The sequence below is a fragment of the Roseateles sp. genome (genome assembly GCF_046300915.1).
Lineage (GTDB): Bacteria > Pseudomonadota > Gammaproteobacteria > Burkholderiales > Burkholderiaceae_C > Kinneretia.
Genome location: NZ_JBKCLH010000061.1, coordinates 19,964 through 39,151, shown reverse-complemented (window position 1 = coordinate 39,151; position 19,188 = coordinate 19,964). Strand labels below are relative to the sequence as shown.

Annotated in this window: 17 protein-coding genes; 4 read left to right on the top strand and 13 right to left on the bottom strand. The window is 69.3% G+C overall.

What is annotated here, in order from left to right; translation table 11 throughout:
• Window positions 1-472, bottom strand: a 472-nt coding sequence (locus ACK5F2_RS04755; RefSeq protein WP_409863155.1) for an ECF-type sigma factor, incomplete at its 3' end; no start/stop codon positions are given.
• Between the two features lie 142 nt (window positions 473-614).
• On the opposite strand from ACK5F2_RS04755, the gene ACK5F2_RS04750 reads away from it, so the two are divergent.
• Window positions 615-1,340 carry a diguanylate cyclase domain-containing protein gene (locus tag ACK5F2_RS04750; protein WP_409863154.1) on the top strand — a complete coding sequence of 242 codons (726 nt, stop codon included), beginning with the start codon at window positions 615-617 and terminating at the stop codon, window positions 1,338-1,340.
• Between the two features lie 57 nt (window positions 1,341-1,397).
• Window positions 1,398-2,369: a DMT family transporter gene (locus ACK5F2_RS04745; RefSeq protein ID WP_409863153.1), complete on the top strand. Its 972-nt coding sequence runs from the start codon at window positions 1,398-1,400 to the stop codon at window positions 2,367-2,369.
• 3 nt (window positions 2,370-2,372) lie between these two features.
• Here ACK5F2_RS04745 and pssA read toward each other — a convergent pair whose 3' ends face one another.
• From pssA to ACK5F2_RS04715, 6 genes are all read right to left on the bottom strand, one after another.
• Window positions 2,373-2,990, bottom strand: a complete 618-nt coding sequence (pssA, locus tag ACK5F2_RS04740) for a CDP-diacylglycerol--serine O-phosphatidyltransferase (protein WP_409863152.1) — start codon at window positions 2,988-2,990, stop codon at window positions 2,373-2,375.
• A 35-nt stretch (window positions 2,991-3,025) separates the two neighbouring features.
• Window positions 3,026-4,138 carry a nucleotidyltransferase family protein gene (locus tag ACK5F2_RS04735; RefSeq protein WP_409863151.1) on the bottom strand — a complete coding sequence of 371 codons (1,113 nt, stop codon included), beginning with the start codon at window positions 4,136-4,138 and terminating at the stop codon, window positions 3,026-3,028.
• On the bottom strand, window positions 4,135-5,070 hold the full coding sequence (locus ACK5F2_RS04730) for an HprK-related kinase A (protein ID WP_409863150.1): 936 nt from the start codon (window positions 5,068-5,070) through the stop codon (window positions 4,135-4,137). Before ACK5F2_RS04730 ends, ACK5F2_RS04735 begins: the two co-directional genes overlap by 4 nt.
• Window positions 5,067-5,360: an HPr-rel-A system PqqD family peptide chaperone gene (locus tag ACK5F2_RS04725; protein ID WP_409863149.1), complete on the bottom strand. Its 294-nt coding sequence runs from the start codon at window positions 5,358-5,360 to the stop codon at window positions 5,067-5,069. Before ACK5F2_RS04725 ends, ACK5F2_RS04730 begins: the two co-directional genes overlap by 4 nt.
• Window positions 5,357-5,959 (bottom strand): hypothetical protein, encoded by a 603-nt coding sequence (locus ACK5F2_RS04720; protein ID WP_409863148.1) that lies wholly within the window; start codon window positions 5,957-5,959, stop codon window positions 5,357-5,359. The genes ACK5F2_RS04725 and ACK5F2_RS04720 overlap by 4 nt, the downstream gene beginning before the upstream one ends.
• A 130-nt stretch (window positions 5,960-6,089) precedes the next feature.
• Window positions 6,090-8,609 (bottom strand): EAL domain-containing protein, encoded by a 2,520-nt coding sequence (locus ACK5F2_RS04715; RefSeq protein ID WP_409863147.1) that lies wholly within the window; start codon window positions 8,607-8,609, stop codon window positions 6,090-6,092.
• Between the two features lie 250 nt (window positions 8,610-8,859).
• On the opposite strand from ACK5F2_RS04715, the gene ACK5F2_RS04710 reads away from it, so the two are divergent.
• Together ACK5F2_RS04710 and ACK5F2_RS04705 are read left to right on the top strand one after the other, a co-directional pair.
• Window positions 8,860-9,804, top strand: coding sequence for a diguanylate cyclase domain-containing protein (locus ACK5F2_RS04710; RefSeq protein ID WP_409863146.1), 945 nt, complete (start codon window positions 8,860-8,862; stop codon window positions 9,802-9,804).
• Window positions 9,805-9,891: 87 nt separating this feature from the next.
• A complete protein-coding gene (locus ACK5F2_RS04705) occupies window positions 9,892-10,683 on the top strand; it encodes a substrate-binding periplasmic protein (protein ID WP_409863145.1) in 792 nt (263 codons plus the stop codon).
• Between the two features lie 18 nt (window positions 10,684-10,701).
• Here ACK5F2_RS04705 and ACK5F2_RS04700 read toward each other — a convergent pair whose 3' ends face one another.
• From ACK5F2_RS04700 to ACK5F2_RS04675, 6 genes are all read right to left on the bottom strand, one after another.
• Window positions 10,702-12,531 (bottom strand): ABC transporter ATP-binding protein, encoded by a 1,830-nt coding sequence (locus ACK5F2_RS04700; RefSeq protein ID WP_409863143.1) that lies wholly within the window; start codon window positions 12,529-12,531, stop codon window positions 10,702-10,704.
• A gap of 147 nt (window positions 12,532-12,678) precedes the next feature.
• Complete coding sequence (locus tag ACK5F2_RS04695) at window positions 12,679-14,361, bottom strand: alkaline phosphatase family protein (RefSeq protein WP_409863141.1); 1,683 nt, start codon at window positions 14,359-14,361, stop codon at window positions 12,679-12,681.
• A 292-nt stretch (window positions 14,362-14,653) separates the two neighbouring features.
• The gene (gene glcF / locus ACK5F2_RS04690; RefSeq protein WP_409863140.1) at window positions 14,654-15,901 is read right to left on the bottom strand and encodes a glycolate oxidase subunit GlcF; all 1,248 of its coding nucleotides are present in this window, start codon (window positions 15,899-15,901) and stop codon (window positions 14,654-14,656) included.
• 7 nt (window positions 15,902-15,908) lie between these two features.
• Window positions 15,909-16,601 (bottom strand): class I SAM-dependent methyltransferase, encoded by a 693-nt coding sequence (locus tag ACK5F2_RS04685; RefSeq protein ID WP_409863138.1) that lies wholly within the window; start codon window positions 16,599-16,601, stop codon window positions 15,909-15,911.
• Window positions 16,588-17,676, bottom strand: a complete 1,089-nt coding sequence (glcE, locus tag ACK5F2_RS04680) for a glycolate oxidase subunit GlcE (RefSeq protein WP_409863136.1) — start codon at window positions 17,674-17,676, stop codon at window positions 16,588-16,590. Before glcE ends, ACK5F2_RS04685 begins: the two co-directional genes overlap by 14 nt.
• Window positions 17,676-19,187: an FAD-linked oxidase C-terminal domain-containing protein gene (locus ACK5F2_RS04675; RefSeq protein WP_409863134.1), complete on the bottom strand. Its 1,512-nt coding sequence runs from the start codon at window positions 19,185-19,187 to the stop codon at window positions 17,676-17,678. Before ACK5F2_RS04675 ends, glcE begins: the two co-directional genes overlap by 1 nt.
• Window position 19,188: the final 1 nt, after the last annotated feature.

Genomic DNA, 19,188 nt, shown 5'->3' with positions numbered 1-19,188 from the left:
TCTCGGCTTCCAGCAGGCCGCCGAAATAGCGCATCTCCACCACCTGGGCCAGGCGCTCGTCCAGGGCGGCCAGCTCCTCCAGAGCCTCGTGCACGCGCAAGACCTGGCCCTCGCCCTGGGCGGGCAGATCGGCCACGGCGGTGTTGAAGGTGACCTGCTCCAGATCGCCGCCGCGGCGCTGGGCCTGGCGGGCACGGATCTGGTCGATCACGATGCTGTGCATCACCTTGGCCGCATAGGCCAGAAAGCGGCCACGGTCGGCAAAGTCCAGCTCGCCGGCCTGGTGCAGGCGCAGCCAGGACTCGTGCACCAGGGCCGTGGGGTTCAGGGCCGTGGGCTCGCCCGCCTGGTGCAGGCGCTGTCGGGCCAGGCGGCGCAGCTCGGCATAGAGCCGCTCCAGCACACGCTCGCCGGCCTGGGCGTCGCCCTGGGAGGCGGCTTTGAGCAGCAGGGTGATGGCGGGGCTGTCCATGGTGGCCGGACTCTAGCAGCGCGGCCGGACAAATTCTTTGCAAAGCCTTGTCGGGTTGAGCGGGGTCTTTGCGTTTTAGTGAATGAGGGCATGAACAAGGGCGCGGAATAGCGGTCAGGGAGGCAGCGGCCGCGTCACTCTCATGTCCTCAACCCGCCTGCCCGGAACTCGGGAGGCGCAGAACACCGAAGCCGTTGTTGGAGGTTCCTTCGTCATGCAGAAGCATCTGCCCCCGCCCTATCCGCTGCCGCCGGTCGCTGCCGTGCTGGCCGAGGCCCTGCCGCCTCCCTGCGGCGAGCAGGTGGCAGGCGGGGGGCAGCGACAGGCAGCGCAGGCCGAGCTGCCCCGTGTGCAGGGCTTAAGCCAGTTTGCCGTGCTGCTGGAGCGACAGCTGGGCGAATGTCGCCGCCATGGTTTGCGGGCCGCCGTGCTCTTGCTGGAGGTGGAGCTGGCTGGCGCACCGGCAAGCGCGGCCGCGGCCGATGGGCCCGGCGGTCCCGGCGCGCAGGGCCGCGCCCAGGATGCCTTGTTCCAGGCTCTGGGCACCCGGCTGAGGGCCAGGGTGCGGGGCAGCGATGTGGTGGCCCGGGTGGGCGAGCGCCAGTTTGGCGTGGTGCTGGTGGACGCCGGGCGCGACGAGGCCGAGACGGTGCGGGCCCGCTTGCACAAGGCCTTGTGTGGGCCCTATGGCGTGGAGACGCAGCGCCTGTATGCCCTGCTGCGCATGGGCCGGGCGGTGTATCGGGAGTCGGGGCGCAGCGCCATGGAGCTGCTGCAGGTGGCCGAGCAGGGGCTGCACGGCGGCCCGACGGGCCCCGCCCCCGCCCTGCTGCCGGCCGGGGCGCCGCTGTCGCTGGTGCGATCCTGAGCCCCCGCGCCAGCGGCTGAGCGCTTCGCAGCCCCGGCCCTGGGGCATGATGGCGCGATGCTTGCTGGAACCCTGTTTGCCCTGGCGGCCGGCCTGATGTGGGGCCTGGTCTTTGTTGCGCCCCTGATGCTGCCGGACTATCCGGCGGCCCTGCTCACCGTGGGGCGCTATCTGGCCTTTGGCCTGATCGCCCTGCCCCTGGCCCTGGTGGACTGGCGTGCCCTGCGCGAGCTGGCGCCGGGCGACTGGCTGGAGGCGCTCAAGCTCAGCGCCATCGGCAACTTTCTCTACTACCTCTGCCTCTCGGCCGCCATACAGCGCGCGGGCGGACCGCTGCCCACGGTCATCATCGGCACCCTGCCGGTGGTGATCGCCATCTGCTCGAATCTGCGCGACCACGAGCGCGACGGCCTGCTGCCCTGGCGGCGCCTGGTGCCCTCCCTGGTCCTGATCGCGGCGGGCATTGCCTGCGTCAACCAGGTGGAGCTGGCGGCTCTGGCCCGCGAGGCCGGGCCGGGCGAGCTGCGCCGCTATGCCGAGGGCGCCCTGCTGGCCGTGGCGGCCCTGGCCTGCTGGACCTGGTATCCCATCCGCAATGCCGACTGGCTGCGCGCCCACGGCGACCGCAGCCCCCGCGCCTGGGCCACGGCCCAGGGCCTGATGACCCTGCCCCTGGCCTTGCTGGGTCTGGCGGCCCTGCCGGGCTTGCAATGGGCGGGCCTGCTGGACGCGGGCCTGGACCTGCCCCTGGGGCCGCGGCCCTGGGCCTATATCGGCCTGATGCTGGCTGTGGGCCTGTGCGCCTCCTGGCTGGGCACCCTGTGCTGGAACGAGGCCAGCCAGCGCCTGCCCACCAGTCTGGTGGGGCAGCTCATCGTGTTCGAGACCCTGGCTGCCCTGGGCTATGCCTTTGCGCTGCGCGGCCAAGCACCCGCGCCGCTGACCTTGCTGGGCATTGCCCTGCTGGTGGGCGGGGTGGTCTGGGCCCTGCGCGTCAAGCCCGAGCGCCGGGCTGCGCCCCAGCCCTAGACCTTAGAGCTTGGGGATGCGGATGCGGCTGACCATCAGGGAGCCGGAGAGCGCGAACATCAGCACCAGGGGGTGCAGGGTGAAGCCGGCAATGTGGAGCTCGCCCAACCAGAGCTGATCCCCCAGGGCGCCCTGGGCGGCCGCCACCCACAGCACCAGGACCAGGACCAGGGAGGTGGGGATGGGCGTGCCCTCGAAGTACTTGACCTTGTCGCCACCCTCGCTGAGCTTTTCGGCGGTGATGTTGAAGCGGGCCAGACGCGACACGCCGCAGGCCACGAAGAAGACCAGGATGATGCGGTCGTACAGGCCTTGCATGCCGCAGCCATAGGCGATGACGGCGGGCGCCACGCCGAAGGAGATGATGTCGGCCAGGGAGTCCAGCTCGCGGCCCATGGCCGAGCTTTGCTGGCGCCAGCGGGCGATGCGCCCGTCGAGCACGTCAAAGACCAGGGCCGCCGGGATCAGGGCGCAGGCGTAGAAGAGGTGCTGCACCTCGCCGCTCTGCAAATAGCTCATCACCGCAAACAGGGCGCCCACGCCGCAGAAGGCATTGGCCAGGGTGAACCAGTCGGCGAGATGGAACTCGCGGATCATGGAGAAAGGCTTGGGACGGTTCATGGCCGAGAGCATAAGCCAGGCCCGCATCGGCCGGATCAGGGTCGGGCTTGTTCCGCCTGGGCCGATTGGGCTTTGGGCTTGGCGGCCAGGGCCTTGATGCTCAGATGCATGAGCAGCAGGTGCCAGGGCATGCGCAGCCAGTGACCGCGCATATAGAGCAGGCGGCGGGCCAGGGCGCTGCCGGGGCGATCGCAGCTGGCGTGGTCGGGCTGCAGGGCGCGCAGGAAGAGGGCGTCCATCAGCGGCAGCAAGGGGGCGGATGGGGCGGCCTGGGCTTCCAGCGCATGCAGCAGGGACTCGGGCACGGGGCTGCCCAGCAGGCGCTGTGCCTGGCGCAGGGCGTAGAACAGCACCCGACTCAGGCCCAGCTCGCGGGCCCGGGCGGCCAGGGTCGGCCAGAACTCGGGCCGGGCGGCGCCGAACTCGCGCAGCAGGGCGTCAATATCGACCAGATCGCGCAGGCCCTTGTCGAATTCGCCGTCCAGGAACAGATGGCAGGCACTGTGCAGCAGCAGATCGGGGTCGGACAGGCGATACAGCCCGGGGGCGTCCGGCAGGGGCAGGGCGGCGTCCAGCAGGCCTTGTGCGTCCACCCGGATGCGGCCGGTGCGCGGCAGGATGTTGTGGTGCACATCGATCACGCTGCTGCGGCGCATATGGCGCATCGGCGGGATCTCGTGCATCCACTCGCGGTAGTAGCGCTGGTCGTGTGCCGTGAGCTCCTCGCTGCCCACCCAGCCATGGATGATGAGCTCGGACTCCACCGCCTCGATGCGGTCCAGGGGCACCAGGATGTCGATATCGGTGAGCAGGCGCCCGCGCCCGGCGCGCAGGCCGGCCTGGGCATAGGCGCCGCCCTTGAGCAGCAGCACCGGGATGTTCAGACTGGCCAGGGCCTGGGCGATGAAGCGGTTCTCCCAGAGCACCGCGGCATGCTGGCTGTCGGCCACATGGCGGGCCGCCCGCAAATGGGCGGCGGCGGCTTCGGGCGGCTCGCAGCCCTGCTCCTGCACCCGCCAGGCCAGATGGGCCAGCAGGCGGCTGCGCCGGGCCTGACGGATCAGCAGATCCCAGTCGGCCAGGCTCAGGGTGGCCAAGCGCGCGGGCTCGCGCAGGACCTGGATCAGCAGGGCGTGCGGAGCAGTCATGCGGCCACGGGCTCCAGCCGGGCCTGGTCGGTGGCCAGACCTTCAAAGAAGTGCATGGCCTCGTCCAGCTGGCTGTAGCTGAAGTCCAGGGCCTGAGCCGGCGCCACCATATCGGCCAGGCATTCAAAGCCGCGGCTGCCGTGCAGGTGGTAGTTGAAGGCGTGCTCCAGCAGCTGCATAAAGCCTCTTGCGCGCGGCAGGGCGCGGGCCTGCAGGGGCGCACCGGCCTGGTAGCGGGGAAAGACGATCCAGCCCAGACGGGCCGGCTCCTGGTCGCGCCGCACGCTCTCGGCGGGGGGCTTCATATGCGCCACACTGCCCTTGAGGGTGTCGTGCACCACGGCGCTGAAGCGGGCCTCGGGGGCAAAGCTGCGAATCACCTCGATGGAGCGGTTCTTCAGGCTCACCGGCCGGGCCAGGGGCTGAAACAGTCCACGCGCCGGGTCGATCAGGGCCAGCTCGTCCGAGAGCAGGCGCCAGCCCCGGTTGACCAGGGCCGCGCACAGGGTGCTCTTGCCCGAGCCGGGGGGCGCCGGCAGCAGGGCGGCGCGTCCACCGCGTTCCACCACGGCGGCATGGATCACGATGTACTGATGGGCGTGTTCGGTGACGCACCAGTTCAGGCCCCACTCCAGCATGGGCGCGGCCTGGGCCAGGGCCATGGGGCTGAAGGGGCGGTACCCGTCCAGCTCGAACTGAGCCTGGGGCCGCAGCCAGCGGCGCAGGCCGGGCTGGGCATCCACCCGGGGGTGAAAGTCGAAGAAGCCGCCCTCGTCCAGCAGGGGGTGCTCGGCATAGAGCAGGTTCACGGCCTCGGCCACATGGGGCAGGCGGGAGTGCAGGCGCAGCGCAAAGGGGCCGGTGCGCAGGCACAGGCGCCCCGAAGAGAGCCGAGTCTGGAGCTCGGCCAGCGGCAGGGCTGCGAGCTTCACGCGGGCAGGGACTCGGCCAGACCGAGATCCTCGAAGTGCTGCAGGCAGCGGGCGAGCTCCAGGGCAAAGCCCTCGGGCGTCAGATCATCGCCTGCCAGTTCGCGGGCCAGTTCGGCCTCCAGCAGAGAAGCGTTCGACTGCTGCAGGGTGCGCAGCACCTCGTAGGACTCGCTGCTCAGCAGATGAGTGCTGGCGTTGCGAGGGTTGAAGACCACGCAGTCTCCATCCCAGTGCCGCACCGGAGCATGTGGGGGCAGCAGGCTCCGCCAGCGGGCGGCCGCCTCGCTCACGCGCTCATCACGTAGTTGAGATAGTTCAGGAACTGTGTCGCGTTCTGCCAGACCACGCCTGCACCGCCCGGGCGATAGCTCTTGCTGACATAGCCTTGCCAGAGTTGCTGAACCTGCAGCACGGTCATGGGGAAACCTTGATTGGGCAGGGCGTTCAGATAGGCAGCCGCCACGCGGCGTGCCACTTCCTTGTCTTCGCTACCGCCGCCAGCGGAGCCGAAGCTGCCGGAAACAACCTGCTGCACCGTCAGGCTGCCGAAGAGGCGGTTGTCATTCATGGCCACCGAGAAGAGACGATTGGCTGTTTGTGCCCCGCCCGGATAGTTGCTCGGCGACTTGATGGCCCAGGCCGAGGGGCCCTGACCGCGGCCGATGGTGCAGGACGGCGTCTGGCCGATGCGGCTGGGCGGTGCCGATTGGAAGCCGGTGGGTCCGTGGCAGGTCTCGGTGCCGGCCAGAACGGGGCGGCTGGCCATGGTCATGGCCACCGGCGCCAGGCCCAGGCCGCCTTTGAGCAGGCGGCGACGAGCGTTCAGGGCTTGGCCGTCCGTGGCCTGGGGCCCGGAGGAAGTGGCTTGGTCGAACTGGTCTTTATCCATGGCGTTTCCCGCACAAGCATGCCCGCAGGGGGCGCTGTTCCGGCCTCTTGCAACCGGTGATGGGGCAGTGTTTCATACATCCTTGGCCAGGGAAAGCGCCCCCCCCCAGATCGGGTGGCTGCCGTTTGGCTCATGGGCGGGCTTGCCAGGCGTCGATCTCCTGGGGTTTTCCATAGAGATAGCCCTGGGCCCGGGTGCAGCCCAGCTCGCGCAGCCGGGCGGCCTCGGCCTCGGTTTCCACTCCCTCGGCCACGGCCTCCACGCCCAGGCCCTCGGCCATGCGCAGCACGGCGGTGACGATGGCGGCGTCCTGTGCCGATTTGGAGAGGTTTCGCACGAAACTCTGGTCAATCTTGAGGCAGTCAAAGGGCAGGCGTTGCAGATAGGCCAGGGAAGAGTAGCCGGTGCCAAAGTCGTCGATGGCGATCTTGACGCCCAGCTGGCGCAGCTGGCGCAGCCTGGATTCGGTGGCAGCGTCCTGGACCAGGAGCAGGGACTCCGTGATTTCCAGGGTCAGGCGCGCGGCCGGCAGGCCGCTGTCGCGCAGGGCTTGTTGCAGGGTGAGGGCGAAGTCGGATTGGATGAGCTGGCGCACCGAGACATTCACATGCAGGCCAAAGTCGGGGGGCAGGCTGTGCAGGCGCCGGGCGATATCGTGCATGGCCTGGCCCAGCACCCAGTCGCCCAAGGCCAGGATCAGGTCCGACTCTTCGGCCACGGGGATGAAGCTGCCGGGCGGAATCCAGCCGCGTTCCGGATGCTGCCAGCGCAGCAGGGCTTCCATGCCCAGTAGGCGGCCATCGTCCAGCGCGACCAGGGGCTGGTAGTGCACGCGCAGCTCTCCGCGTTCCAGGGCCTGGCGCAGTTCCATGGCCAGACGGGCGCGCTGGGTGGAGCGCTCCATCATGGCGGGCTCGAACACCACCACTTGCCCGCGGCCCAGCTGCTTGGCTTCACCCAGGGCCACACTGGCATGGCGCAGCCAGTCGACCAGGCTGCTGGCGGGCAGGCGTCCGCCCACCACGCCGGCCGAGGCCTTGACCAGGATATCGTCCTCGCCCGAACCGAAGGGCTCGTCGAACAAGGCCATCACATCGGCCCCCAGGCGCGCCAGGCCGGCCTCGTCCAGCGGCGCCAGCAGGTCCGGCTGCAGCAGGGCGAATTCGTCACCGCCCACCCGCGCCAGGCGCATGCCCGGCAGCTGCTCCCTCAGGCGCACGGCAATGCCCTGCAGCAGCTGGTCGCCGGTGGCGTGACCCAGGCTGTTGTTGATGGCGCGGAAGCCGTCCAGCCCCACCAGCACCAGGGCCGCTGCGCGTGGCTGTATCCAGTCGGCCTGCTCCAGCAGGCCGCGGCGGGTCAGGGCGCGGGTGAGCTCGTCATAGACCAGCTGATCCCGCATGCGGCCGAAGGACTGCTGCAGACGTTCGGCCATCTCATTGAAGGCGCGCACCAGCAGGGCGGTTTCGCGCAGGGTGGCCGCCTCGGCAATATTGCCCGGAGGGCTGTCCTGCCAGCGTCCGCGTGCCAGACGGTTGGCCGCGGCCGCCGTGTCCAGGATGGGACGGGTGACCCGGCCTATGCCCCACAGGCCCAGGGCGATCGCCAGCAGGGCGATGCCTGCGATCAGCAACATGCTGCGCCCCTGGGCGCTGCGGATCTCGCCCAGCAGATCGGCCTCGGGCACCAGAACCACGATGCGCCAGTCCAGGCCGCGGGTGTCGGAGTAGGGGCTGACGCGGCCGAAGTAGCGCTCGCCCAGATGCTCCAGGATGAAGCCGCTGCCGCTTTCCGTGGGCGCCGCATCGACGATGGGTGAGGCGCTGCGCATCAGGGCGATGGCGCTTTCGCGCATCAGGGGGCGCTCGCCGCGTCCGCCCTCGCCCGTGACGCCGCCGGGTTCCGAATGCGCGACCAGCCGACCGTCGAGCTCGGTGATGAAGACCATGCCACGGCCGCGCATGGGCTCATCGCGCAGAAAGCGGTTGAGGCCGGTGAGCTTGACGTCGGCGGCGATCACACCCAGCAGGTTCCTCTCGTGCAGCACCGGTGCAATGGCGGAGATGGTGACCTCGGCGCGCTCGTCGCGGTTGACGTAGATGGCCGACCAGGAGGGCTTGAGGCTCTGGGCCGCCGGTGCATACCAGGGGCGCACGCGGGGGTCGTAACCCGGAAACTCGGCCGTGACCTCGCCGGGGCTGTCGCCCGCGAAGATGCGCAGCGCGCCCTGGGTGCTGCGGTCCTTCAGCATGAGGGTGAATCCTCCGGTCTCACGCCGCAGGCCGGCGTAATCACCCTGCTGACTGCCGAAGCTCAGCACGCTGATCTGGCTTTCATCCGCGTAGAGATCGCCATAGACACCGCGCAGATAGCGCCAGATCTCGCGCATATCGCCCGGGTGGTAGAGACCGTGACGCGCAATCGCATCGGCCAGTGAGAGCTGGATGCGAAAGGGTTCACCCAGGAACAGGGCGAGGCGGTTGCGGGTGTTGGCCGCCAGCGAGTCCAGCTGGCGCTCGCTTTCCTTGAGAATCAGCTGGTCGATATGACGCTGCTGGGTCAAGGCCTGCAGCAGCACCGTGGCGGCAAACAACAGCACGAAAGGCACCGCGATGGCGGTGCGCAGCGAGGGTCTCAGGGTGCCAGCCACTCCTTGCTCCTTCTTGAGTCCTTGGGCGGCAAGACCGGCCTCCAGCGATCCGCAGAGGCGCTTCGGCTGTTGCGGTGCTGGCAGCACTTTACACGGCAATGCCGGGCAGCCCGCGGTCCTTGAAGTTTGCGCCGTCCTGCGCACTGTCGTTTTCCTACCCTTGCTCCCGGTTTCCGCACGGCGCCCTGGCTTGACGGAGCCGGCTCCGATGTTACGGTGTGCGCCTGTGCGAGAAGAAAGGACTTGCCCCATGAGCGCTGGCGCCATGTCTCAGGATCTGCGGGACATGCTGTGTGCTTTGCTGGACCAGGGCCAGAGTCTGCTGGCCCTGTTCGACCCGCAGGACCGGCTGTGTCACGGCAATCCGGCCTTCTTCCAGGCCTATGGTCTGGTCCCGGGTGCGGGTCAGCCGGGCTGGGCCGCCCTCATGCGCGACTGCCATCGGCTGGGCCGGGGTGTGCTGATCGAGGCGGACGATATCGAAGCCTGGCTGGAGGCGAGCTTGGCCCGCCGCAGCAGGTTGCGCCGCACGGCCGCGGCCGTGGATTTCTGGGACGGCCGCTGCTTCTGGATCCAGGAGAGCCTGTCTCCCGAGGGCTGGCTGCTGTTGCAGGGCAGCGATATCAGCGCGCTGCGCCAGGAGCGCCGCGGGCGGGTGGGGGACGGCGCAGCGCAGGACGCATGCGGCGAACTCCTGGATGGCATGCCCCAGGGCCGGGCTTTGCAGCAGCTGCTGCAGCAGCGCATGGCGAGCGAGGATGCCTGGCCGCTGTGTGTGGTGGCCCTGGGCCTGGACGGAGTGCCGGCCCCGTCGCAGAACGTCGAGCCTGGCCCGGATGATGGGCCGGTGCGGGACCTGGCCCTCAGGCTTCAGGCCAGCACCCGGCGCGAAGACGCTTGCGGCCGCCTGGGCGAGCGGGAGTTTTTGCTCATCCTGCCGACCGCCGGGCGTGGGCAGGCCCGCGCCATCGCCAGCCGGCTCTTGCGGCGTGTGCTGCAGCGGGAGCAGGGCCAGGGCGCAACACATGCTGCGCCTTCCTACACCTGTTCGGCAGGCTTGGTCGAGGCGCGCTGGTCCGAGCCGGCAGCTGATCTGCTGGAGCGAGCCCTCAAGGCGCTGAGCCTGGCGCGCCAGGAGGGCGGCAACCGGCTGGTGGATCTGGACGAAAGCGATGATGGCCGGCCTTCCCCCTGATCGCTGAGCCGGCTTGCTGCCCAGCCGAGGATTGCGGGCCATGGTGCTCGCGGCGCAGAATGCATGGAATGACGGGAGTGCTCAGCCATGCCCTTTGAAACGTCCCTGACCGCTGCGGACTCGCGCCGCCGGCTCCTGCTGCTGGCGCCGACACTGCTGCTGCCGGGGGCTCGGGTGAAAGCCAGCCAGACATGGCGCATCACGGTGCTGCTGGAGGAGTTCCGACCCTTCTCCATGCGGGGTGCCGATGGACAGCCCGAAGGCTTTGCGGTCGAGATCTCGCGTGAGCTGCTGGGGCGAGCGGGCGTGGAGGCGGTCTACGAATTCGATTCCTGGCCGCGGGTGATGCAGCGCGCCCGCGAGCACCCCAATATCCTCGTCCCCGCCATCGTGCGCCTGCCCGAGCGCGAGCCGCAGTTCCGCTGGATTGCCCAGATCAGCCAGCGGCGTGGCACGCTCTATCGCCTGCGCAGCCGGCCCGATGTGAAGCTTCAGGAGGTGGCCGACGCCAAGCGCTATCTCACGGGTGTGATCAAGGATGATGTGTCCGAGCGCGAACTGCTCGCCCTGGGTCTCCAGCCCGGTGAACATCTGGACGCCAGCGGCGACTACACCGTGCTGCTGCGCAAGTTCTTCGCCGGACGCGTGCAGCTGGTGGCCTTCAACAGTCTGTTGATGAGCGCCATCGTCGAGTCCTATGGCTACTCTGCGCAAGACCTGGAACCGACGCTGGCCTTTTCTTCGTCAAGGCCTTCCATGGCCCTGAGCCTGAAGAGCGATGAGGCCCTGGCCCGGCGCCTGCGCCAGGCCTGGGAGCAGATGCGCAGCGATGGCAGCGCGGCGGCGATCGCCACCCGGTACGGCATGCCCCTGCCCTGAGCGGGCGGGCAACCCCCATCAAGCCTCCTCGCCGAGGAAGCCTCCGCTCTGGTGAGCCCAGAGCCTGGCATAGAGGCCGCCGCTGGCCAGCAGCTCGGCATGGCTGCCCTGCTCGACGATCTCGCCGCCGTCCATCACGATCAGGCGGTCCATGGCCGCGATGGTGGAGAGGCGGTGGGCGATGGCCACCACGGTCTTGCCTTCCATCAGGCGGTAGAGGCTGCGCTGGATGGCGGTTTCGACCTCGGAGTCCAGGGCGCTGGTGGCCTCGTCCAGCAAGAGGATGGGTGCGTCCTTGAGCATCACCCGGGCAATGGCCACGCGCTGGCGCTGGCCGCCGCTGAGCTTGACGCCGCGCTCGCCCACATGGGCCTCATAGCCCTGGCGGCCCTTGGGGTCGCTGAGGCTCTGGATGAACTCATGGGCCTCGGCGCGCTCGGCGGCGGCGATCATCTGCGCATCGCTGGCCTCGGGGCGGCCGTAGAGCAGGTTGTCGCGCACCGAGCGGTGCAGCAGGCTGGTGTCCTGGGTCACCATGCCGATCTGTGCGCGCAGGCTGTGCTGGGTGGCTTGGGCGATGTCCTGGCCATCGATCAGGATGCGGCCCTGCTCCAGGTCATAGAAGCGCAGCAGCAGGTTCACCAGGGTGGACTTGCCGGCGCCGGAGCGGCCCACCAGGCCGATCTTCTCGCCCGGGCGGATCGTCAGGTTCAGGTTCTTGAGCACCGGCTTCTTGCCGCCGTAGGCGAAGCTCACGTTCTCGAAGCGCAGCTCGCCCCGGCTGACCTCCAGCGGCTTGGCGCCGGGCGCGTCCAGCACCGCCACGGGGCGCGAAAGGGTGCTGATGCCGTCCTGCACCGTGCCGATGTTCTCGAAGAGCTCGGCCATCTCCCACATGATCCAGTGCGAGATGCCGTTCAGGCGCAGGGCCATGGCGGTGGCTGCAGCCACCGCACCCACGCCCACCTCGCCGCGCGCCCACAGCCACAGGGTCAGGCCCGCGGTGCTGGCCACCAGCAGCATGCTCAGCGCGTGGTTGACGATCTCGAAGCCGCTGATCAGGCGCATCTGGCGGTAGGCCGTACCCAGGAACTCTTGCATGGCGCCGCGGGCGAACTGGGCCTCGCGCTGGCTGTGCGAGAACAGCTTGACCGTGCTGATGTTGGTGTAGGCGTCGGTGATGCGGCCCGTCATCAGGCTGCGTGCATCGGCCTGCTCGCTGGCGGCCTTACCCAGGCGCGGCACGTAGTAGCGCAGGGCGGCCAGATAACACAGCAGCCACAGGCCGAAGGGCAGGAGCAGATAGAGGTCAAAGCTGCCCACCACGCCCAGCATGGTGAGGAAGTAGATGGTGATGAAGACCAGGATGTCGGTCACGATCAGCCAGCAGTCGCGCACGGCCAGCGCGGTCTGCATCAGCTTGGCCGAGACGCGGCCGGCGAACTCGTCCTGGTAGAAGGACAGACTCTGGCCCAGCAGGTGGCGGTGGAAGTTCCAGCGCAGCCGCATGGGGAAGTTGCTGGACAGGCCCTGGTACTTGCTGATGGCCTGCAGCGCGACCAGACCCACGCTGCCCAGCAACAGGGCGCCCAGCAGCAGCAGATTGCCCTTTTCCTTGGCCCAGAGCTCCTCGGGAGCGGTCTGGGCCAGCCAGTCCACCACCGAGCCCATCATGGCGAATAGCAGGGCCTCGAAGGCCCCGAACAGGGCCGTCAGCAGGGTCATGCCCAGGATCAGGGGCCGCATGCCGGCGGTGGCCGACCAGACGAAGGCGAAGAAGCCCTGCGGGGGCTGCGGGGGCGGTGTATCCGGATAAGGATCGACGCGCTTTTCAAACCAGTGGAACAACAAGAGGCACCTCGGCACGCAATCGGCAGGTTATTGGGGGCAAGGCTATCGCAGCGCAGCTGCCAGTGGGTGACAGCAATGGCTTGCCCATGGAAAAGGGGTCGCCTTGGCGACCCCTTGCGGTGAGGGAGGCGAAACGCCCGCGCCTCAGCGCGGCAGGGGCAGGGGCTTGCCCTGGGCCTGCGCCGGGGCACGCAGCTTGAGCAGTGTTGCCAGGGTGGGCGCGATATCGGCCACCTCCACCGCCTGCTTCACCTCGCCCTGGCCCACCCAGGCCGGACCCCAGGCCAGGATGGGCACATGGGTGTCGTAGCGATAGGGCGTGCCGTGCGAGCTGCCGCCGCCGCGCGAGCTGTAGAGCCAGTTGGCCTTGACCACCACCTGCAGCGGCGCCGCCACCTCCGGGTGCCAGGACTTGCGCATGGCCTCCAGATAGGGCGTCTTGGTGTCGCTGCCCAGCAGCTGATCCGGGGTGAAGACATCGGCAATGCCGTCCACCGTCAGCAGCAGCTGCTTGGCCGCGGCATAGACCTCGGCGGACTTGAGGCCCTTGGACTGGATCAGCTTCTCGTCGAACAGGATGCCGGCGCCAGAGTAGCCGCGCGCCCAGCGGCCCTCGCCAAAGCGCTTGCCCAGCTCGGTGTTGAGCCAGGCCAGCGTCAGGCTGGGGTTGATGCGGCTGGCGTCCAGGCCACGGCTGGCGGCGTACTCGGGCGTGTCGGCAAAGCCGTGGTCGGCGGTCAGCATGGCCACATAGTTGCCAGGGCCGATCTTGGCGTCCAGGTACTGGAAGAAGCCCTGCAGATAGCGGTCCAGATGCAGGAAATGGTCGTGTGAGAGCCGTGACTCCGGGCCGAAGGCGTGGTTCACATAGTCGTGGCTGGAGAGGCTGACCGAGAGGATGTCGGTCTTGTCGTCCGCGCCCAGCCGCTCGCCCTCGATGGCGGCGCGGGCAAAGGCCAGGGTCAGCTCGTCACCGAAGGGTGTGGGCAGCAGATTGCCGTAGAACAGCGGGCCGGGCTTGTCCATCTTGTCGCCGACGAGGGCGGGCAGCTTGTTGCCATTGCCGCCGGTGGATTGCCAGGGCTGGCCGTCGGGCACGGAGCGCGCGTAAGCCGACTCGGGCAGCAGGGGCGTCCAGCTCTTCTTGAAGAAGGCATCGGCCGGCTTGGCGGCATTGAAGGCGTTCACCCAGGCCGGGTGCTGCTGCATGTAGTAGGTGCTGGAGGCGAACTGGCCGCTCTCGCCCATATACATATAGGCCGTGCCTTTGTGGCCGGCCGGCAGGATGGCGCCGCGGTCCTTGCCCGAGATGGCGATCACCTTGGATTCGGGCTGTGCGCCGCGCAGCACATCGCCCACGGTCTCCACGCGGTAGTTCCGGGGGCTGGTGCCCGAGAGCGGCGCCGTCTTGTGGCCGATGTACTGGTGGGCCGCATCCTGGGTGTTGTAGACCGTCTCGAAGGTCTCGCGGTCGCGCCACTCATTGCTGATGATGCCGCTGCGCTGGGGATAGGCGCCCGAGAGCATCACCGCGTGGCCGGCGGCCGTCACCGTGTGACCATGGGCGTAGTGCGCATCCGAGAACCAGGCGCCCCGCTGCAGAAAGCGATTGAAGCCGTCCGGTGCGAGCTGGTCGCGGTAGCCCAGCACCTGGCGCATGGGCAGGCCGTCCACCACCAGGAAGACGATGAGCTTGGGCGCTGTGCTGGTGGCCCGCGGGGCGGGCGAGGCGCCCTGCTGGGGCAGGCCGGCGCAGCCGGCGAGCAGGGTGGCGGCGCCAGCCACGCTGGCAAGCAGCCAGTGGCGACGCGAGGAGGATGCTGTCATGAGGTTCTACCTGCTTGTTCTTGGCACTCGGGACGTACGCCGAGGCCTGCGGAAGGCGCAATGGTAATGAACCGGACTGCACCACGGGTGCAGCCCGGTTCTCTTGCTGTATCGCGGCGCCGTGGCTCCGGCGGGCTTCAGGCTGGCTGGTGCTTCAAGGCCGCAATGCCCTTCCCCTCCTCGGGTATTGGTGCGGGCACATTCTGTAAAGAAACGGTCCGAGCGCCCCCCAGGTTTGCCCTTGGTTTGGGCGGCTGGCGCACGGCTGGGCTGCGGCTGGTGCCTACCGGCTTCAGGCCAGCGCCTCGTCCAGCACCTCCGCCCAGTGCCGCACGGGCAGGGCGCTGCCGGACTGCAGGTGCTGGATGCAGCCGATATTGGCCGAGACAATGGTCTTGGCCTGCAGCGGTGCCAGGGCAGCCAGCTTGCGGTCGCGCAGCTGCTTGGAGAGCTCGGGCTGCAGCACCGAGTAGGTGCCGGCCGAGCCGCAGCACAGATGGCTGTCGCAGGGCGCCACATCGATCTGGAAGCCCAGCTCGCGCAGCGCGCCCTCCACGCCGCCACGCAGTCGCTGGCCATGCTGCAGCGTGCAGGGCGGGTGGTAGGCCAGGCGCTGACCCGGCCGGCGGCTGCCCAGGCGCGACTTGAGGGCCGGCAGCAGATCGGGCAGCAGCTCGCTGAGGTCGCGGGTGAGCGCGCTGATGCGTGCGGCCTTGTCGCGGTAGGCCGGGTCGAGAGCCAGGGCCTGGCCGTACTCCTTGACGGTGAGCCCGCAGCCCGAAGCGTTCATCACGATGGCCTCCACCTGACCGGCCTCGGTCAGGCCTTCCACCAGGGGCCACCAGGCGTCGATATTGCGGCGCATATCGGCCAGACCGCCCTCATGGTCGTTCAGATGGCTGCGGATGGCGCCGCAGCAGCCCGCGCCATCGGCCACCAGGGTCTGGATGCCGGCGGCGTCCAGCACCCGCGCGGTGGCCGAGTTGATATTGGGCATCATGGCCGGCTGCACGCAGCCCATCAGCATCAGCACCTTGCGCGCATGGCTGCGGGTCGGCCAGCTGTGGGCCTGGGGCGGCGCCTTGGCCGGCACCTTGTCGCGCAGGGCCGCGGGCACCAGGGGGCGCAGGGCCTGGCCCAGCTTCATGGCCGGGGCGAAGAGCGGCGAGGTCAGGCCCTCCTTGAGCAGCCAGCGCTGGACGCGCTCGCCGCGCGGGCGCTCCACCTTGGCCTCCACCACCTGCCGGCCGATCTCCACCAACTGGCCGTACTGCACGCCCGAGGGGCAGGTGCTCTCGCAGTTGCGGCAGGTCAGGCAGCGGTCCAGATGCTGCTGGGTGGCGGCCGTGGGCGTGGCGCCCTCCATGACCTGCTTGATCAGGTAGATGCGGCCGCGCGGCCCGTCCAGCTCATCGCCCAGCAGCTGGTAGGTGGGGCAGGTCGCGGTGCAGAAGCCGCAATGCACGCAGCGGCGCAGGATCTCCTCGGCGGCCTGACCCTCGGGTGTGCCTTGGAATTCGGGGGCGAGATGGGTCTGCATCGTGGCGTCAGTCCAGGGTGTAGCTCAGGGTCCAGAAGTAGCGCAGGGGCTGCCAGCGGATCTCGTGCGCATGGCCCGCCAGCAGGGTCCGGAACTCGGCCTCGGTCGGGAAGTTCTTCATCACCTCGTGCTGGCTGCCGTCCGACAGGTGGCGCCGCTGGTAGCCATTGCCCTCGGCGTCCGTGCGGCTGATCGGCGTGCTGTCGCCCTCCACGAAGGCGTTGTCCATCAGCACGACGCGCGCGCCGGGCTGCAGCTGGGCGTGAAACTGCCTCAGCCATTCGGCCCGGCGCGAGCGCGGCACATGCGAGAACCACAGCCCGGCAAAGCCGGCGTCATAGGGCGAGGCCGCGCCGGGTGCCACGAAGTCCAGCGCATAGGCATCGGCCTCGCGGAACTGCACCTTGGCAAAGTCCAGGGGCTTGCTGCGGGCGATGGCCAGCACCTCGGGGTTGAGATCGCTGCCCTGCCAGGCGCGCGCCTCGGCCGTGGCCTCGGGCAGCCAGAAGCCGGTGCCGCTGGCCACCTCCAGCACGCTGCGTCCGGCAAATTGTTCCCGCAGCCAGGTCTTGAGCGCGGCGATATCGGGCTGGCGATGCGGCTTGTCAAAGACCCGCTCGTACTCCTGGGCGCGCTGGGCGTAGTAGCGCGGCATCAGTTCGGCCTGCGAGCGCAGGGCGCTGGGGTCAGAGATCGCCATAGAGCCGTCCGGGGTTGAAGATGCCTTGCGGGTCAAAGGCCTTCTTGAGTTCACGATGGATGCGCATCAGCGGCGCCGACAGCGGCGCGAAGGCCCCGGCCGCCTTGTCCGCGGCGCGGTAGAGCGTGGCATGGCCGCCCACGGCGGCCACGGCCTCGCGCACCTGGGTGTCGGCTGCGGGCGTGGTGAGCCAGCGCTGGGCGCCGCCCCACTCGATGAGCTGCTCGCCCGGCTGGTTCAGCACCGGCGCGGTCTGCGGCACCGAGAGGCGCCACAGCCGCGCACCGCCCTGCACCGCGCGTTCGGCGCCCAGGAAGAATTCGTCACTCTGGTCACGCAGACCGGTCCAGAAGGGCAGGGCCAGGTCTTGCGGGATCAACTCGCCCCCAAGACCGCGCTGGGCAGCCGCCACCGCGGCCTCGGCACCGGCCAGTCGCAGTATCAGGGCCCCATCCCAGCAGGCGCTGGCCTGCAGGGGCAGGGGCTTGCCGCCCCAGCGGTTCAAGGCCTGCAGGGCTTCGGCGGCCTCCATCTCAAAGCGCAGGGTGGCGCTGGCCACGGGCAGGGGCAGGACCTTGATCGAGACCTCGGCAATCAGACCCAGCACGCCCAGGGCGCCCGTCATCAGGCGCGACACGTCGTAGCCGGCCACGTTCTTCATCACCGTGCCGCCAAAGTTCATGGCCTCGCCGCGGCCATTGATCAAGGTGAGGCCCAGCACATGGTCGCGCACCGAGCCGGCGCTGGCGCGCGCCGGGCCCGAGAGCCCCGCGGCCACCATGCCGCCCACCGTGCCACGGCCGCCCAGTCGTGGCGGCTCGAAGGGCAGGTGCTGGCCCTGGGAAGCGAGCAGGGCCTCCAGCTCGGCGATGGGCGTGCCGGCCTTGGCCGTGACGACCAGCTCACTGGGCTCGTAGGCGCTGATGCCGGCGAAGTCCAGGCTGCTCAGCGGCTCGCCGCGCGGGTGCTGGCCGTAGAAGTCCTTGCTGCCATGGCCGCGCAGACACAGGGCCTGGCCGGACTCCGCGGCCTGACGCACACGCGCCTGCAGATCCGCAATCGTGAGGCCCGCCATCAAAAACGCTCCAATTCGGGGAAGGCCAGCAGGCCCTTCTTCACATGCATGCGACCGTACTCGGCGCAGCGGTTCAGGGTAGGAATGACCTTGCCCGGGTTGAGCAGGGCGGCGGGATCGAAGGCGCTCTTGAGCGCCAGCATCTGCTCGCGCTCCTGTGCGGAGAACTGCACGCACATGCTGTTGAGCTTCTCGATGCCCACGCCATGCTCGCCGGTCACCGTGCCGCCCATGGCCACGCTGGTTTCCAGGATCTCGGCGCCAAACTGTTCGCAGCGATGCAGCTGCTCCGGGTCATTGGCGTCAAACAGGATCAGGGGGTGCAGATTGCCGTCGCCCGCGTGAAAGACATTGGCGCAGCGCAGGCCGTATTTCTGCTCCATCTGCTGGATGGCCAGCAGGATGTCGGCCAGGCGCTTGCGCGGGATGGTCGAGTCCATGCACATGTAGTCGGGGCTGATGCGGCCCGAGGCGGGGAAGGCGTTCTTGCGTCCGCTCCAGAAACGCAGGCGCTGGGCCTCGTCCTGGCTCACCGCGATCTGGGTGGCGCCGCTGTCGCGCAGCACCACGCTCATGCGGGCGATCTCCTCGGCCACCTCTTCCGGCGTGCCATCGCTCTCGCACAGCAGGATGGCCTCGGCCGTGAGGTCGTAGCCGGCGTGGACGAAGTCTTCCACGGCCGCGGTCATGGGCTTGTCCATCATCTCCAGGCCCGCGGGAATGATGCCCGCGGCGATGATGGCGGCCACGGCGTCGCCGGCCTTGCGCATGTCATCGAAGCTGGCCATGATGCAGCGCGCCAGCTGCGGCTTGGGGATGAGCTTGACCGTCACCTCGGTGATCACGGCCAGCATGCCCTCGCTGCCCACGATCACGCTCAGCAGGTCCAGGCCGGCGGCGTCCAGGGCCTCGGAGCCGAACTCCACCGGCTCGCCCGCGGCCGTGAAGCCCTTGACGCGCAGCACGTTGTGCAGGGTCAGGCCGTACTTCAGGCAGTGCACGCCGCCCGAGTTCTCGGCCACATTGCCGCCAATGGTGCAGGCGATCTGGCTGCTGGGGTCGGGCGCGTAATAGAGGCCATGCGGCGCGGCCGCCTCCGAGATGGCCAGATTGCGCACCCCGCATTGCACGCGTGCCGTACGGGCCAGGGGATTGATCTCCAGGATGCGGTTGAACTTGGCCAGGGCCAGGGTCACACCCATCGCATGGGGCAGGGCCCCGCCCGACAAGCCGGTGCCGGCGCCACGCGCCACCACCGGGACCTGCAGCTCGTGACAGGTCTTGAGCACCGCCGCCACCTGGGCCTCGTTCTCCGGCAGGGCCACGGCCAGGGGGCGCTCGCGGTAGGCGGAGAGGCCATCGCACTCATAGGGCGTGGTGTCTTCCGCGGTCCACAGCAGGGCATGGGCGGGCAGCACGCGGCCGAGCTCGGCCAACACGGCCTTCTGCCGCTCGATGCGGGCCTGGCTGCTGCTGGGGGATTGCGAGGCGGTTGTGGCGACGGCGTTCACG

What these genes read in the sequence shown, in the direction of transcription:
- ACK5F2_RS04750 (WP_409863154.1), top strand. Translation starts at nt 615, where the DNA reads ATGTCCTCAACCCGCCTGCCCGGAACTCGGGAGGCGCAGAACACCGAA.
- ACK5F2_RS04745 (WP_409863153.1), top strand. Translation starts at nt 1,398, where the DNA reads ATGCTTGCTGGAACCCTGTTTGCCCTGGCGGCCGGCCTGATGTGGGGC.
- pssA (WP_409863152.1), bottom strand. Translation starts at nt 2,990, where the DNA reads ATGAACCGTCCCAAGCCTTTCTCCATGATCCGCGAGTTCCATCTCGCC.
- ACK5F2_RS04735 (WP_409863151.1), bottom strand. Translation starts at nt 4,138, where the DNA reads ATGACTGCTCCGCACGCCCTGCTGATCCAGGTCCTGCGCGAGCCCGCG.
- ACK5F2_RS04720 (WP_409863148.1), bottom strand. Translation starts at nt 5,959, where the DNA reads ATGGATAAAGACCAGTTCGACCAAGCCACTTCCTCCGGGCCCCAGGCC.
- ACK5F2_RS04710 (WP_409863146.1), top strand. Translation starts at nt 8,860, where the DNA reads ATGAGCGCTGGCGCCATGTCTCAGGATCTGCGGGACATGCTGTGTGCT.
- ACK5F2_RS04705 (WP_409863145.1), top strand. Translation starts at nt 9,892, where the DNA reads ATGCCCTTTGAAACGTCCCTGACCGCTGCGGACTCGCGCCGCCGGCTC.
- ACK5F2_RS04695 (WP_409863141.1), bottom strand. Translation starts at nt 14,361, where the DNA reads ATGACAGCATCCTCCTCGCGTCGCCACTGGCTGCTTGCCAGCGTGGCT.
- glcF (WP_409863140.1), bottom strand. Translation starts at nt 15,901, where the DNA reads ATGCAGACCCATCTCGCCCCCGAATTCCAAGGCACACCCGAGGGTCAG.
- ACK5F2_RS04685 (WP_409863138.1), bottom strand. Translation starts at nt 16,601, where the DNA reads ATGGCGATCTCTGACCCCAGCGCCCTGCGCTCGCAGGCCGAACTGATG.
- glcE (WP_409863136.1), bottom strand. Translation starts at nt 17,676, where the DNA reads ATGGCGGGCCTCACGATTGCGGATCTGCAGGCGCGTGTGCGTCAGGCC.